The organism is Streptomyces sp. NBC_01283, from assembly GCF_041435335.1.
Classification (GTDB): Bacteria; Actinomycetota; Actinomycetes; order Streptomycetales; family Streptomycetaceae; genus Streptomyces.
Window position 1 is genome coordinate 7620877 of sequence record NZ_CP108430.1, and the last position, 13999, is coordinate 7634875.

A 13999-nucleotide genomic window follows, 5' to 3' on the forward strand; every position below is an offset into this window, starting at 1 on the left:
CACGACTTACGACGAGAGTCCGCCGCCATGTACGAGCTGTCCCGGGTCCGCCTCTACTCCATCGGCCCCGCCGGTGCGCGCTACGCCGACACCGTGCTTGACCTGCGCGGCGTCGGCGCGGAGGTGCCCGACCCCGCGCCCGCCCAGGCGGAGTTCTTCGAGGACGAGCCGGTCGGCCCTCCCCGCCGTCCGGCGCCCGCGGGCGTGCTCTTCCTGGAGAACGGCGGCGGCAAGTCCGTCCTGCTCAAGCTGATCTTCTCGGTGATGCTGCCGGGCCACCGGAACACGCTGGGCGGCGCGAGCTCCGGAGTGCTGCGCAAGTTCCTGCTCGCCGACGACTGCGGGCACGTGGCCCTTGAGTGGCAGCACACGCTGACCGGCGAGTGCGTCGTGGTCGGCAAGGTCAGCGAATGGCGTGGACGCCAGGTCTCCAACGACCCGCGGAAGTTCGCCGAAGCGTGGTACTCCTTCCGTCCCGGGCCCGGCATGAGCCTGGACTCGCTGCCGGTCGCCGAGTCCACCGCCGTACGGCCCTCCGTGGAAGGCGCGTCGGGCGCCCAGGGGCGGCGGCGCACCATGAAGGGCTTCCGCGACGCGTTGACCGACGCGGGCAAGGCGTACCCCCACCTCGAAGTGCACTGGGAGGAGATCCACGACCGTTGGAACGAGCACCTCGGCGACCTGGGCCTCGACCCCGAACTCTTCCGCTACCAGCGCGAGATGAACGCCGACGAGGGCGAGGCCGCGGGCCTCTTCGCGGTCAAGAAGGACTCCGACTTCACCGACCTGCTGCTGCGCGCCGTCACCGACACGCGCGACACGGACGGCCTCGCCGACCTCGTTCACGGCTTCGGCAACAAGCTGGGCCGCCGCTCCGAACTCATCGCCGAACGGGACTTCACCGCGGGCTCCGTCGACCTGCTCGGCCGGATCGTCGACGCCGCCGACACGCGCTCACGCGCGCGTGACGTGCACGCGGGAGCCGAGCGGCGCACCCGCGCGCTCGCCCGCCGACTCTCCGCGCGCGCCGTCGCCGAGCGCAGCCGCGCGGGGGATCTCGCCGAGCGGGTCACCGCCGCCGCGCAGACCGTCACCACGGCGGAGGAAGCACGCGGCAGGTCCGCCCTGATCTCCGCCGAACTCGCCTTCCGGCACGCTTCGTTGGCGCTCACCGTCGCCGAGAAGGCCGCCGCCGCCCAGCGCCGTGAGCTCGCCGACGCACGCCAGCTGCACGCCGCCTGGCAGGCGGCCGAAGCCGTCCTGCGCCACCGTGCCGCCGCCGACCGCTCCGCGCGCGTGGCCTCCGCGATCCTGGAGGCCGAACGGGACGCGGCGCCCGCACTGGCCGCCCGCTCCAAGGCCGCTGCCGATCTCGTCCGGGTCCTGCACACCGCGGCCGAGGGCGCCGAGTCCCTCGCGAACGAGGAGGAGGAGCGCTCGGCCGCGCTCCAGGAGACCGGCGAGGCCGCCCACCGCGACGCCACCGTCGCCGCGACCGAGGCGCAGCGCGCCCGCAGCGAGGCCGGACACCTGCGCCAGCGTCTCACCGAGGTCGAACAGGAGACCGCGGAGGCGGTCCGCGCGGGCTGGCTGGACGACACCGCACCGGACGCCGACCCGGCCCGCGCCGCGCTGGCCGCGAGCGACGCCGAGAAGACCACGGTGACCGCGTGGGACGCCGCCCGCGAGGCCTCCGTACGCTCCACCGAGCACGCCAAGGAAGCAGCCGCGGCCGAGGCCCGCGCCGAACTCACCGCGGCTCGCGCCTCGGACGCCGCCGACGCGGCCGAGCACGCCTACGACGCCGAGCGCCGTGCCGCCGAGTCGATCGCCGAGGACGAGCGCCTCGCCGAACTGCTCGGCCTGCCCGGGGCGAGCTCTCCGGGCGGCGTACCGCAGCCTCGCCAGGGAGCCGGGGAGACGGGTGACGGCAGCGACAACGCGGAGCCGGCCAGCGCCACGGCCGGATCCGCCCGGGCGGCCACCGCCACCCGCCTCCTGGCCGAAGGCCCCCTCTCGCTCACGGAGCTGGACCGCAGCGCCGACGACCTCCGCACGCTCCTGGAGGACGGGGTCGCCTCCGCCGAGCGGCAGCTCTTCGAACTGCGGACCGCCGCCGCCGACGACTCCCGGATCCTGGGCGCCCTCGGTGACGGCGGACTCCTGCCCCCGGGACCCGACGTCCTGGCCACCGTCGAGTTCCTCGGCGAGCACGGCATCCCCGCGCTCCCCGGCTGGCGCTACCTCGCGCAGGCCGTCGACCCCGCCGACCACGCGCGCGTGCTCGCCGCCCGGCCCGAGCTGGTCGACGGCGTCGTCATCACCGACCCCGCCACCCACGCACGGGCCCGCGAAGCACTCGCCGGCGCCGCCCTGCTGCCCCGCTCCGCCGTCGCCGTGGGCACAGCCGCCGCCCTCCTCGCCCCGACGCCGGGCGAGGACGCGGGCAGCGGTACCGACGGCAGCGTCTTCCTCGTACCGCCGAACCCGGCCATGCACGACGAACACGCCGCCGACGAGGAGCGGCAGGCGCTCCGCGCGCGGGCGGCACAGCGCGACGAGGAGATCCGGGCGCTCGCCGTGCGCCTGGCCAAGGACCGCGAGCTCGCCGCGCGGCTCGCCTCCTGGCGCGGCGGCTGCCCGGCCGGACGCATCGAGGAGCTCGCCGCCGCCGCACGCAGTGCCCGCGCCTTCGCCGAAGAGGCCGAGGCCGAGCTCACCGAGGCGCGCACGGTCCGGGCCGAGGCCGACGAGGCGGCGGCCGAAGCGGCACGCGCGCGTGATGAGCGGCAGGAGGCCGCGCAACGCGCGCGGCGCGCCGCCGACGCCCTCGCGGGGCTCGCGTTCCGCCTGCGCGAGCGCGCGGGCTGGCAGGCCAAACTGCGCGAACTCGCCGACGACGCCGTCGAGTCGGAGGCCCGCGCCCAGGCCTGCCTGGACCGCGCCCGCGCCGCCGACGAGGACCGGCGATCCGCCCAGCGCGCCGCCGACGACGCCCGCCGCACCGCCCGCGCCCTGCGCGCCGAGCGCGCCGAGATCGCGGGCGCCCCCGAGGACATCCCGGAGGACACGGGCGCCCCCAAGACGTCGCTGCCCGCCCTCCGCGAGGCCTACCGCGCCGCGTCCCAGCTCTACGAAAAGGTCGGCGTCGGCGCCGACCTGCGCGCCGAACAGGCCCGCGCCGAGAGCGACGAGAGCAGCGCACTCGCCGAGCTCGACCGGCTCAGCAACAAGGTCCGCACCCGCGCCGCCCTGCTCCTGGAGGGCACGGACGGCTCGGACGGCCCGTCCCGCCAGGCCGCCTCCGCGCGCGCGGAGGCCCAGGTCCAGCTCATCGAGACCCGCGCCTCCGCCGCCAGCGAGCAGCTCGGCAGGCTCCGCGGCGAGGCCGAACGGCTCGCCCCGCAGGACGACGCCGACGCGCACACCGAGCTCCCCGAAGAGCTCGTCCCCGCCGACGCCGAGCAGGCGCAGGCCCTTCTGCGCACCGCCACCGGCGAACTGGCCGCCCACACCGAGGCGTTGAGCCAGGCCAAGGACGCGCACGCCACCCTCCTGCACGCCCACCGCGCCACCGAGGACGCGGCGGGCGGCTTCGACGAGACGGCCGCCCTCCTGCGCGATTTGCTGCGCGAGCAGCACCAGGAAGAGGAAGCCGCCGAGGAGACCGAGCCCTACCCCGGCACCCTCGAAGAGGCCCGCCAGTCCGCGTCCGAGGCCCGGCGCTCCCTGCGCGGCTGCGCCGCCGACCTCTCCACCGCCGAGGCCGCCGTCCGCGAGGCCAGCGACATCCTCGTACGGCACGCGAACTCCACCCGCTACGAGCAGGTGCGCACCCCCGCCCGCCAGCAGATCCGCGAACTGCCCGCGTCCGCGCTGCCCGAGCACGCCAAGAAGTGGGCCGACGCCTTCGCGCCCCGCCTGCGTGTGCTCACCGACGAGCTGGAGCAGCTCGAGCGCAACCGCGACAGCATCGTGGACCGCCTGCGCGGGCTCGTGGAGTCCTCGCTCGCCACGCTCCGCTCCGCCCAGCGCCTCTCGCAGCTTCCCGAGGGCCTGGGGGAGTGGTCGGGCCAGGAGTTCCTGCGTGTCCGCTTCGAGGAGCCCGACCAGGCGACGCTGACCGAGCGCCTCGGCGAGGTCATCGACGAGGCCACCCGGGCCGCGGTCAAGAAGAACTCCGACATGCGGCGCGACGGAATGTCCCTGCTGCTGCGCGGAGTTCAGGCCGCCCTGGAGCCACGCGGCATCGCCGTGGAGATCCTCAAGCCGGACGCCGTCCTGCGTGCCGAGCGGGTGCCGGTCGGCCAGATGGGCGACGTCTTCTCCGGCGGCCAGCTCCTCACCGCCGCCATCGCCCTGTACTGCACGATGGCCGCCCTGCGCAGCAACGACCGGGGCCGCGACAAGCACCGGCACGCAGGCACGCTCTTCCTCGACAACCCCATCGGCCGCGCCAACGCCACGTACCTCCTGGAGCTCCAGCGGGCCGTGTCGGACGCGCTCGGCGTGCAGCTGCTCTACACCACGGGCCTGTTCGACACGACCGCGCTCGCGGAGTTCCCGCTGGTCATCCGCTTGCGGAACGACGCGGACCTGCGTGCGGGGCTGAAGTACATCAGCGTCGAGGAGCACCTGCGGCCGGGCCTGCCGCAGCAGGACCCGGCCGAGGAGACGGTGCACGGGGAGATCACGGCGACGCGCATGTACAAGCGCCCGGCGCCCACCCCCTGAGAACCGGCATCCACCCTCTGAGATAAGGCCCTAGGTCAGCCGACCGGTCAGCCACTCATGGAAAAGACCGATGTGATGCTCGGTCGGCACGAGCACCCCGCCTCCGCGATAGGCACGTGAGGCCATCGCGGGCTGGGTGCGCTCGCAGGCCTCGAAGTCCTGTTCGTTGACCCGGTGGAAGAGCTCCACGGACTTGGTCAGGTCGACACCGGACGCGACGATCTCGGGTGCGTACAGCCAGTCGCACTCGACGACCGTGCGGTCCTCGGCCAGCGGGAACATCCGGTGCAGGATCACGTGGTCGGGGACGAGGTTGATGAAGACGGTCGGCTTGATCGTGATCGCGTAGTAGCGCCGGTCCTGGTCCTCGGCGACCTCGGGGAGGCGGTCGAAGCCCGCGCTGCCGTCGACGGTGAAGCCGCTGACCTCCTCACCGAACGAGGCGCCGTGCCCGACGTAGTACTGGGCGGCGAACCCGTCCGCGAACTCCGGCAGGACATCGGTCAGTTCGGGGTGGATGGTCGCGCAGTGATAGCACTCCATGAAGTTCTCGACGATCAGCTTCCAGTTGGCGCGCACGTCGTACGTGACGCGCTTGCCGAGGGCGAGCCCCTCCGTCCGGTAGCGCTCGATGGACGCCGCGTCGCCCAGGCGCTCCACGGCCGCACCGATCACGGTCTCCTCGAAGGACGGCGGTTCGTCCGCCAGACACACCCAGGCATAGCCGAGCCACTCCCTGAGCGCGACCTTCACGAGGCCGTACGCGGTGCGGTCGACGTCCGGCATCTTCACCAGGTTCGGCGCGGCGATCAGCTTGCCGTCGAGGTCGTACGTCCATGCGTGGTAAGGGCATTGGAGGGCGCGGCGCACCTCGCCGGACTCCTGTGTGCAGAGCCGGGCGCCGCGGTGCCGGCAGATGTTGAGGAAGGCGCGCAGCTCCCCGGAGCGGGAGCGGGTGATCAGGACGCTCTCGCGGCCGATCTGCACGGTGCGGAAGGCGCCGGGTTTGCCGAGGTCGGCGGCGCGCACCGCGCAGAACCAGAGGGACTCGAAGACGCGTTCCTGTTCCTGCCGGAAGATGTCGGGATCGGTGTAGAAGTGGCCCGGCAGCGTGGTCATCAGGCTGGCGGCGGCCGGGGCCTCGGGGGTCGTCGTCACGGTGGCGTACTCCTCAAGCGGGCGCGGCGGCCAGGCGGCTGGGGTCGAAGAGCTCGATGGGGTGTTCGGTGGTGCCCCGCAGCGCCAGATCGGCGACGATCTCGCCGACGACCGGCACGAACTTGAAGCCGTGCCCGGAGAACCCGGCCGCCACGGTGACCGAGTCCGGGTGGGCCGGGTGGCGGGCGATGACGAAGTGTTCGTCGGGCGAGTTGGAGTACATGCAGGTCGCCGCCTTGAGGAACTGCCCCGGCAGGGAGGGGATATGGCCGGACATGTGCTCCGCCATGGCGGCGACCTCGTGCTCGTGGACCGTGCGCTCGATGGTCTCGGGAGTGCAGGGCGTGCCCTTGCGGAAGAAGGCGACCTTGGCGCCGAGGTCGGGGCCGTCGATGGCCGGGAAGCCGTAGACCTGGACGTCGTCCGCGTCCTCCCAGATGTAGATCGGGTGGTGCTGCGGCAGGAAGGGCCGTACGCCGCCGGTCGGCTGGAACCAGTACATGACCTGCCGCTCGATGGTGAACGGCACCCCGATGTCGGTCAGGAGCCGCGGCGCCCAGGCACCGGGGCAGATGACCAACTGCCCGGCCGTGTACGTGTCTTCGGCTGTGTGCACGCGCACGCCGTCCCGGTACGGCTCCCAGTGCGTCATCGGCTCCTCGAAGTGCAGGTCGGCGCCCTGCCGCGTGGCGAGCTGAAGGTGCGCGGCGACGGTGTTCTCGGGCCGGACGAGCCCGGCTCGCGATTCGTACAGCGCGATCTCGTCGTCGCGAGGACTGAGCGTCGGGAAGCGGCGGCGTATCTCGGAGGCGTCGAGCATCTCGTGGGGGAGGTCCCACTGCCGCGCGGAGAGCAGCGAACCGGAGACGGTGCGGGACTCGGGGCGGCCGACCATCACACCGCCGCACAGGGTGGCGATCTCGCGGCCGGTGTCGCGCTCCAGGCGTGCGTACAGCTCGTACGAGCGCAGGAGCAGGGGGACGTACGCGGGGTCCTCGAAGTAGGACTGCCGGATGATGCGCGAACCGCCGTGGCTGGAGCCGCGGTTGTGGACGGGCCCGAACTTCTCCAGGCCGAGGACACGGGCGCCGCGCGCGGACAGGTGGTGGGCGGCGGCGCTGCCCATGCCGCCGAGGCCGATCACGATCACGTCATAGGTGGGGGACACGGAGCTTCCTCCAGAACAGCCGGGAATTGGGGGCCTCTAGCGGCGGATGCGGGTCATCTTCGGGTCGAACAGCGGCTCTTCGGCGACCGTCGCGGGGACCTTCTCGCCGAAGTACTCGACGTGCACGCCCGCGCCCGTCTCCAGCGGCGGAAGCCATGCGTAGGCGACGCAACGGCCCAGCGTGTAGCCGTACGAGGCGCTGGTGACGTACCCGGCCGGCACCCCGTCGACGAAGACGGGCTCCTTGCCGAGGACCACGGCGGCCGGATCGTCGAGCAGGAGAGCGGTGAGCCTGCGCTCCGGGGAGCCGAGGCGTTCGAGCGCGGCGCGGCCCACGAAGTCACCACGGTCCATGCGGACCGCGAAGCCGACCCCCGCCTCGTACGGATTGTGCTCGGTGGTCATGTCATGGCCCCAGGCGCGGTACCCCTTCTCCAGGCGCAGGCTGTTGAACGCCGACCGCCCGGCCGCGATCACGCCGTGCTCCTGCCCTGCTTCCCAGAGGGTGTCCCAGAGCCGGAGCCCGGTGTCGGCGTCCGTGTAGAGCTCCCAGCCCAGCTCACCGACGTACGACAACCGCATCGCCGTAACCGGGACATGCCCGATGTACGTCTCCTTGGCCCGGAAGTAGCCGAACCCCTCGTGCGAGAAGTCGTCGCGGGTGAGCGGCTGGACGAGCTCGCGGGCCAGCGGCCCCCAGACGCCGATGCAGCAGGTCCCGGAGGTGATGTCCCGCAGGTGCACGTCGCCGGGGGCGTGGCGCAGCAGCCAGTCGAGGTCGGCCGGGCTGTTGGCGCCGACCTGGAAGCGTTCCGGGGTGAGCCGGGCCACCGTGAGGTCGGAGCGGATGCCGCCCGCCTCGTCCAGGAGGAGGGTGTACGTCACCGCGCCGGGCTTCTTGGCCAGGTTGTTGGAGGTCATGCGCTGCAGGAAGGCGAGCGCGCCGGGCCCGGACACCTCCAGGCGGCGCAGGGGAGTCATGTCGTAGAGGGCGACCTTCTCGCGGGTCGCCCTCGCCTCCGCGGCCGCGATCGGCGACCAGTGGCGGGCCGACCAGGCGTCGCGTGCGGGGACCTCGACGCCCGCGAGGAGTTGGGCGTTCGCCTCGTACCAATGGGGGCGCTCCCAGCCGCCGCCCTCCAGGAAGACCGCGCCGAGCTCCTGCTGCCGGGCGTAGAAGGGGCTGACCCGCAGCGGCCTGGGCCGTTCCATGGGCTGCAGGGGGTGGAGGACGTCGTAGACCTCGACGAACTGCTGGGCGCCGCGGTCGGCGACGTACGCGGGGGAGCGCTGGGCGGTCTCGAAGCGGGTCAGGTCGCAGTCGTGTACGTCGATGGCGGGTCGCCCGTCGACCATCCACTCGGCGACCGCCTTGGCCACGCCCGCCGAGTGCGTCACCCACACCGCCTCGGCCAGCCAGAAGCCGCGCAGCGCACGGGACTCGCCGAGGACCGGCATCCCGTCCGGGGTGAAGGAGAAGACACCGTTGAAGCCCTCTGCGACGTCCGTGTCGCGGAGTGACGGCAGCAGCCGGCCGCAGTCCTCCCAACTCGGCGCGAAATCCTCCTCGGTGAAGGGGTACGAGGACGGCATCTCCGCCGCGTCGTCGTACGCCGGGACCGTGAAGGCGTCCACGGGCAGGGGCCGATGGGCGTAGGAGCCGATGCCGATGCGGTCGGTGTGCTCACGGAAGTACAGATCACGGTCCTGGAAGCGGAGGATCGGCTTCGAGGCCTCCGTGCGCGGGTCGTTGACGCCCGCGAGCTCGGGCAGCGGCCCGGTCTTCGCGTACTGGTGGGCAAGGGGAAGCAGCGGTATGTCGACACCGGCCATCCGGCTGATCACCGGCCCCCAGAAACCGGCCGCCGACACGACGTGGTCGGCCGGGAAGGTGCCCCGGTCGGTCACGACGGCGGTGACCCGGCCGTCCTCCTGCTCGATGCCCGTCACGGTGTGCCGGTCGAGGAAACGCGCGCCACGCGCGTGTGCCCGCTCGATCTGCGCGCGGCAGGCGAGGACGGCGCGGGCGAGCCCGTCGTCGGGAGTGTGCAGGCCGCCCAGAACCTTGCTCTCGTCGATGAGCGGCCACATCTCCTTGCACCGGGCCGGACCGACCAGCTCCGCGCGGATGCCCCAGGATGCGGCGTACCCGGCCTTGCGGTGCAGGTCGGCCCAGCGCTCGGGCGTGGTGGCGAGTTCGAGGCCGCCGACCGGGTTGAAGCAGGAGAGGCCGTCCACTTCCAGGGACCCGAACTTCTCGACCGTGTACGTCGCGAAGGCGGTCAGGGTCTTGGAGGGGCCGGTCTGGAAGACGAGGCCGGGGGCGTGCGAGGTGGAGCCGCCGGGGGCGGGCAGCGGCCCCTGTTCGAGGACCGTGACGTCGGTCCAGCCGCGGGCGGTCAGCTCGTCGGCGAGCGAGCAGCCGACGATGCCGGCGCCGATGACGACGACGCGAGGCGTGGCGGATCGGCCGCTCACAGGACCACCACCGATCGCAGGACCTCACCGCGGTGCATCCTGCCGAAGGCCTCCTCGACCTGGTCGAGCGTGATGGTCTCCGAGACGAAGCCGCCGAGGTCGAGCCGACGGCTCAGGTACTGGTCGACGAGGATCGGGAAGTCCCGGGTCGGCAGACAGTCCCCGTACCAGGACGACTTGAGGGCGCCGCCCCGCGAGAACAGGTCGATCAGCGGCAGATCGATCCGCATCTCCGGGTCGGGCACCCCGACCTGCACGAGCACACCCGCGTGATCACGCATGTAGAAGGCCTGCTTGTACGTCGACGGGGTGCCGACCGCGTCGATCGCGACGTCGACCCCGAAACCGCCGGTGAGCTCGCGGACCGCGTCGACCGGGTCCGTGCCACGGGAGTTGACGGTGTGCGTGGCGCCGAACCGGGTCGCGCCGTCGAGCTTGCCCTCGTCGATGTCGACGGCGATGACGCGGCGCGCGCCCGCCAGCGAGGCACCGGCGATGGCCGCGTTGCCGACGCCGCCGCAGCCGATGACGGCCACGGTGTCGCCGCGGCCCACCCGTCCGGTGTTCACGGCGGCCCCGTAGCCGGCCATCACTCCGCAGCCGATGAGTCCGGCGGCCTCGGGGCGGGCCGCCGGATCGACCTTCACCGCTTGCCCGGCGGCGACCAGGGTCTTCTCGGCGAAGGCGCCGATGCCGAGGGCGGGGCTCAGGGGGGTGCCGTCCAGCAGGGTCATGGGCTGGGCGGCATTGCGTGAGTCGAAGCAGTACCAGGGGCGGCCGCGCAGGCAGGAGCGGCAGCTTCCGCAGGGGGCGCGCCAGGCCAGCACCACGTAGTCGCCGGGGACGAGATCGGTGACATCGGTGCCGACCGCCTCGATGGTGCCGGCGGCCTCATGGCCGAGCAGGAACGGGAAGTCGTCGTTGATCGCACCTTCCCGGTAGTGCAGATCCGTGTGGCAGACCCCGCAGGCCTGCACGGAGACAAGTACCTCTCCCGGTCCGGGATCTGGCACGACGATCGTCTGCACCTCGACGGGTGCGCCCTTTTTCATGGCGACGACGGCACGGACCTCGTGTGGCACGGCCAGACTCCTCTGCTGTTGCGCACTGCACGACGGGTTGCGCTATGAGAGACATAGTGGGAACGCCATCAAGAGGCCGTCAAGGGGTGGGAGTTAACCCTTGGCAAATCGGCTGGGCACGGCGAAACGCGATCGACATACGACCGGCGCGGGCGCGGCGCGGACGTGAACCGGGCGCGGCGAGAGCGCGGAGAAAAGGCGAGGGCGGAACCGGTGACTTCCGGTTCCGCCCTCGCCCGCGGCGTCTACTGGCGGCGTCTACTGATCGTCGGTCAGAAGCCGTAGCCCATCCGCCGCGACAGCTCCAGGGCCGCGGCGACCGTGCGCTTGGCGAGCTCGGTCAGGCGGTCCTCGGTCAGGCGGTACACGGGCCCCGACGCGCTGAGCGCCCCGATCACCTTGCCGTCGTGCGCCCGCACCGGCGCGGCGACGGCGGCCAGGCCCACCTCGAGCTCCTCCACGGCGATGGCGAACCCCTGGTCGACGACGGCCTCCAGCTCGCCGCGCAGTGCCACCATGCCGGTCACCGTGTGCTCGGTCAGGCGCGGCAGCGTCCGCGCGATCAGGCCCTCGCGCAGCGTCGTGGGCAGATGGGCGAGGAGGATCTTGCCGCTGGAGGTGGCGTGCAGCGGGGTGCGTCTGCCCAGCCAGTTCTGCGCGGTCACGGACGCGGGGCCGCGGGCCTGCATGATGTTGACCGCGGCGTCGTCGTCCAGGATCGCGATGTTGACCGTCTCGCCCAGCTCGTCGGCGAGGTCGCGGCAGACCGGGCCGCCCTCCTGGGAGATGTCCAGACGCACTGCCGCCGCCCCCGCGAGGCGGAGTACGCCGGCCCCCAGGAAGTACTTCCCGCGGTCCTTGGCCTGGCCCACGAGGCCCCGGTTCTCCAGGACGCCGAGCAGCCGGAAGGCCGTCGACTTGTGCACCCCCAGCTCGTCGGCGATCTCGGTGACCCCGGCCTCGCCGAGCCGGGCGAGTATCTCCAGGACGCTGACCGCGCGGTCCACGGACTGGACGGATCCCGGTGCCGGTTTCACCTGCTTCTCGCGGGAGCCGGGTCGGTTTTCGGGGCGGTTTCCGCGCGGCTCCTCGTTCTGATCAGGCTGTTTCCGCGTGCCGGTCATATCTCAACTCTCACCACCTCGCGGCCTGTTGAAGCCGCATCTTCGGGAAGCCCTTGACGCGGTGGGCGTCCCGACCGGATTCTGTTGCGCATAGCGCTCCCTCGTGCGCCATGCGAAACATCATGTTACCGAAGGGTCCTGCGCCGAGAAGGTGTCAGGACCGGGCCGAGAGAGATACAAGAGGGGGGCCCAATGATTCCCGTCTGCCGCCTTGAAGACCTCCCCGCGGGCGAATCCGTCCGTGTCGACACCACGCCACCCATCGCGGTGTTCAACGCCGAGGGCGAGATCTACGCCATCGACGACACCTGCAGCCACCAGGACGCCTCCCTCTCCGAGGGCTGGCTCGAAGGATGCCTGGTCGAATGTCCGCTCCATGCCGCCTCATTCGATCTCCGCACCGGGATGCCGACCTGCCTGCCAGCCCGCCGCGCCGTGCGCACCCACCGGGTGAGCGTGGACGACGGCACGATCCACGTCCACCTCGTGGCCGAGGAGGGTTCCGCCGCATGAGGACCATCACCGTGGTGGGCGCCTCGCTCGCCGGGCTCTACGCGGCGCGCGAGCTGCGCGCCCAGGGGTACGACGGACGGCTCGTGATCATCGGAGACGAGCCGCATCAACCGTACGACAGGCCGCCCCTCTCCAAGGACTTCCTCGCCGGCAAGGCCGACGAGGCCCAACTCGCCCTGTCGGACGACGAGGAGAGCGGCGAACTCGCCGCCGAGTGGCTGCTGGGGGTGCGCGCCCGTGGCCTGGACCCGCGTGGCCGCACCGTGCTCCTGGAGGACGGCCGGACCGTCGCGAGCGACGGGGTGGTCATCGCGACCGGCGCGTCCGCGCGCCGGCTGCCCGGGCCCTCCCTGGCGGGGGTGCACACGCTGCGCTCCCTGGACGACGCCCGCGCCCTGCGCGGGGAGCTGACCGCGGGGCCGCGGCGGGTCGTCGTGATCGGCGGCGGATTCATCGGCGCCGAGACCGCGTCCTCGTGTGTGGCGCTCGGGCACGAGGTGACGGTCGTCGAGGCCGCACCCCTGCCGCTCCTCCCGCAACTGGGCGCGGACATGGCCTCCTTCTGTGCCGGACTGCACGCGCGCGGGGGAGCGGCGCTCGTGACGGGCACCGGTGTCGCCGCGCTGCACGGCGAGACGGCCGTACACGCGGTGGAACTGGCCGACGGCCGTCTCCTCCCTGCCGATGTGGTCGTCGTCGGCATCGGGGCCGTCCCCAACACCGGCTGGCTCGCGGGCTCGACCGTCGCCGTGGGCGACGGAGTGCTCTGCGACGACGGCTGTGTCACCGGGCTGCCCCATGTCGTCGCGGTGGGTGACGTCGCCCGCGTGGGCGGCGCGCGGGCCGAGCACTGGACGAGCGCCACGGAGCAACCCCGCGTCGCTGTACGCAACCTGCTGGCCGGTCACACCGCCGAGACCGTGCGCCCGCTGCCGTACTTCTGGTCCGATCAGTACGGCTCCCGCATCCAGTTCGCGGGACGGCGGCGCCCCGACGACACCGTGCGCCTCCTCGAAGGCTCACCGGAGGAGGGCAGCTTCCTCGCCGCGTACGAGCGTGAGGGGCGCACCACCGCCGTCCTCGGAGTGGACCGCCCGCGCCCGTTCATGCGGATGCGGCGCGGCTTGCTGACCGAGATGCCGGTGGCGGCCTGATCCGCGGCTGAGCCCCCTCGCAGATGCTCTACGGGGTGCCCCTCGGGATGCTCCCGGAAGCGCCTACGGGTGCGACAACTGTCCTGCCCCGCCACGCCGCCGTATGCGTTCCTCGTTCCGCGCCGTCGTGCGGGCCTGCCGACGGGCCCGGCGGCGCTCGCGCCGCAACTGACGTGCCGTGCTGCTCGGCACCGACACCACGCCGTTCCGCTGGTTCCACACCTGGCGGGTGACCCACACGTCCAGAACACCCCAGGTGGCGACGACGGTGCTGGCCACGCTGCCGAGCACCATCGGGAAGGACAACCACGATCCGGCCAGCGCGCACAGGAACGCCGTCATCGCCTGTATCAGGGTCAGCGCCACGATGATCACGGCTCGCACCGCGGCCGTGCGCACCGGATCCGGCAGGCGGCGTCTGCGCGCCGGCTCCTCGACCCACAACTCCCTGCGGTACTCGGGCTCCCCGCGGCCCTCGGTCTCCCTGTGGTGCTCGCCGGACTGACGCCTGGATGTCTCGTGCTCATCCGCGGTCGCCCTCTGGCGTTCTGCCGTGCCCATCAACTCGTCACTCCCCCGATGCCCCCA

The 13999-nt window shown here is 72.6% G+C and carries 9 protein-coding genes; 3 read left to right on the forward strand and 6 right to left on the reverse strand.

What is annotated here, in order from left to right; genetic code table 11:
• The first annotated feature begins 27 nt into the window (after positions 1–27).
• Entirely contained in the window at positions 28–4734 is a 4707-nt protein-coding gene (locus tag OG302_RS34635; protein WP_371530361.1) for a hypothetical protein, read from the forward strand.
• Positions 4735–4764: 30 nt separating this feature from the next.
• Here the strand turns inward: OG302_RS34635 and OG302_RS34640 are convergent, their stop codons facing one another.
• The 5 genes from OG302_RS34640 to OG302_RS34660 all read right to left on the reverse strand — a co-directional run bounded on the left by OG302_RS34640 (position 4765) and on the right by OG302_RS34660 (position 11744).
• Complete coding sequence (locus OG302_RS34640) at positions 4765–5892, reverse strand: aromatic ring-hydroxylating dioxygenase subunit alpha (RefSeq protein ID WP_371530362.1); 1128 nt, start codon at positions 5890–5892, stop codon at positions 4765–4767.
• Positions 5893–5905: 13 nt separating this feature from the next.
• Positions 5906–7060, reverse strand: a complete 1155-nt coding sequence (gene solA / locus OG302_RS34645) for an N-methyl-L-tryptophan oxidase (protein ID WP_371530363.1) — start codon at positions 7058–7060, stop codon at positions 5906–5908.
• A gap of 36 nt (positions 7061–7096) precedes the next feature.
• The gene (locus OG302_RS34650) at positions 7097–9538 is read right to left on the reverse strand and encodes an FAD-dependent oxidoreductase (protein WP_371530364.1); all 2442 of its coding nucleotides are present in this window, start codon (positions 9536–9538) and stop codon (positions 7097–7099) included.
• Complete coding sequence (locus tag OG302_RS34655; protein WP_371530365.1) at positions 9535–10620, reverse strand: S-(hydroxymethyl)mycothiol dehydrogenase; 1086 nt, start codon at positions 10618–10620, stop codon at positions 9535–9537. The genes OG302_RS34650 and OG302_RS34655 overlap by 4 nt, the downstream gene beginning before the upstream one ends.
• A 272-nt stretch (positions 10621–10892) precedes the next feature.
• Complete coding sequence (locus OG302_RS34660) at positions 10893–11744, reverse strand: IclR family transcriptional regulator (RefSeq protein ID WP_371530366.1); 852 nt, start codon at positions 11742–11744, stop codon at positions 10893–10895.
• 192 nt (positions 11745–11936) lie between these two features.
• On the opposite strand from OG302_RS34660, the gene OG302_RS34665 reads away from it, so the two are divergent.
• Both OG302_RS34665 and OG302_RS34670 read left to right on the forward strand, forming a co-directional pair.
• On the forward strand, positions 11937–12257 hold the full coding sequence (locus tag OG302_RS34665; RefSeq protein ID WP_361843995.1) for a bifunctional 3-phenylpropionate/cinnamic acid dioxygenase ferredoxin subunit: 321 nt from the start codon (positions 11937–11939) through the stop codon (positions 12255–12257).
• Positions 12254–13411 (forward strand): NAD(P)/FAD-dependent oxidoreductase, encoded by a 1158-nt coding sequence (locus tag OG302_RS34670; protein ID WP_371530367.1) that lies wholly within the window; start codon positions 12254–12256, stop codon positions 13409–13411. Before OG302_RS34665 ends, OG302_RS34670 begins: the two co-directional genes overlap by 4 nt.
• 63 nt (positions 13412–13474) lie before the next feature.
• Here the strand turns inward: OG302_RS34670 and OG302_RS34675 are convergent, their stop codons facing one another.
• Positions 13475–13972 carry a hypothetical protein gene (locus OG302_RS34675; protein WP_371530368.1) on the reverse strand — a complete coding sequence of 166 codons (498 nt, stop codon included), beginning with the start codon at positions 13970–13972 and terminating at the stop codon, positions 13475–13477.
• Between the last annotated feature and the right edge of the window lie 27 nt (positions 13973–13999).

What these genes read in the sequence shown, in the direction of transcription:
- OG302_RS34675 (WP_371530368.1), bottom strand. Translation starts at nt 13,972, where the DNA reads ATGGGCACGGCAGAACGCCAGAGGGCGACCGCGGATGAGCACGAGACA.
- OG302_RS34665 (WP_361843995.1), top strand. Translation starts at nt 11,937, where the DNA reads ATGATTCCCGTCTGCCGCCTTGAAGACCTCCCCGCGGGCGAATCCGTC.
- OG302_RS34635 (WP_371530361.1), top strand. Translation starts at nt 28, where the DNA reads ATGTACGAGCTGTCCCGGGTCCGCCTCTACTCCATCGGCCCCGCCGGT.
- OG302_RS34660 (WP_371530366.1), bottom strand. Translation starts at nt 11,744, where the DNA reads ATGACCGGCACGCGGAAACAGCCTGATCAGAACGAGGAGCCGCGCGGA.
- OG302_RS34670 (WP_371530367.1), top strand. Translation starts at nt 12,254, where the DNA reads ATGAGGACCATCACCGTGGTGGGCGCCTCGCTCGCCGGGCTCTACGCG.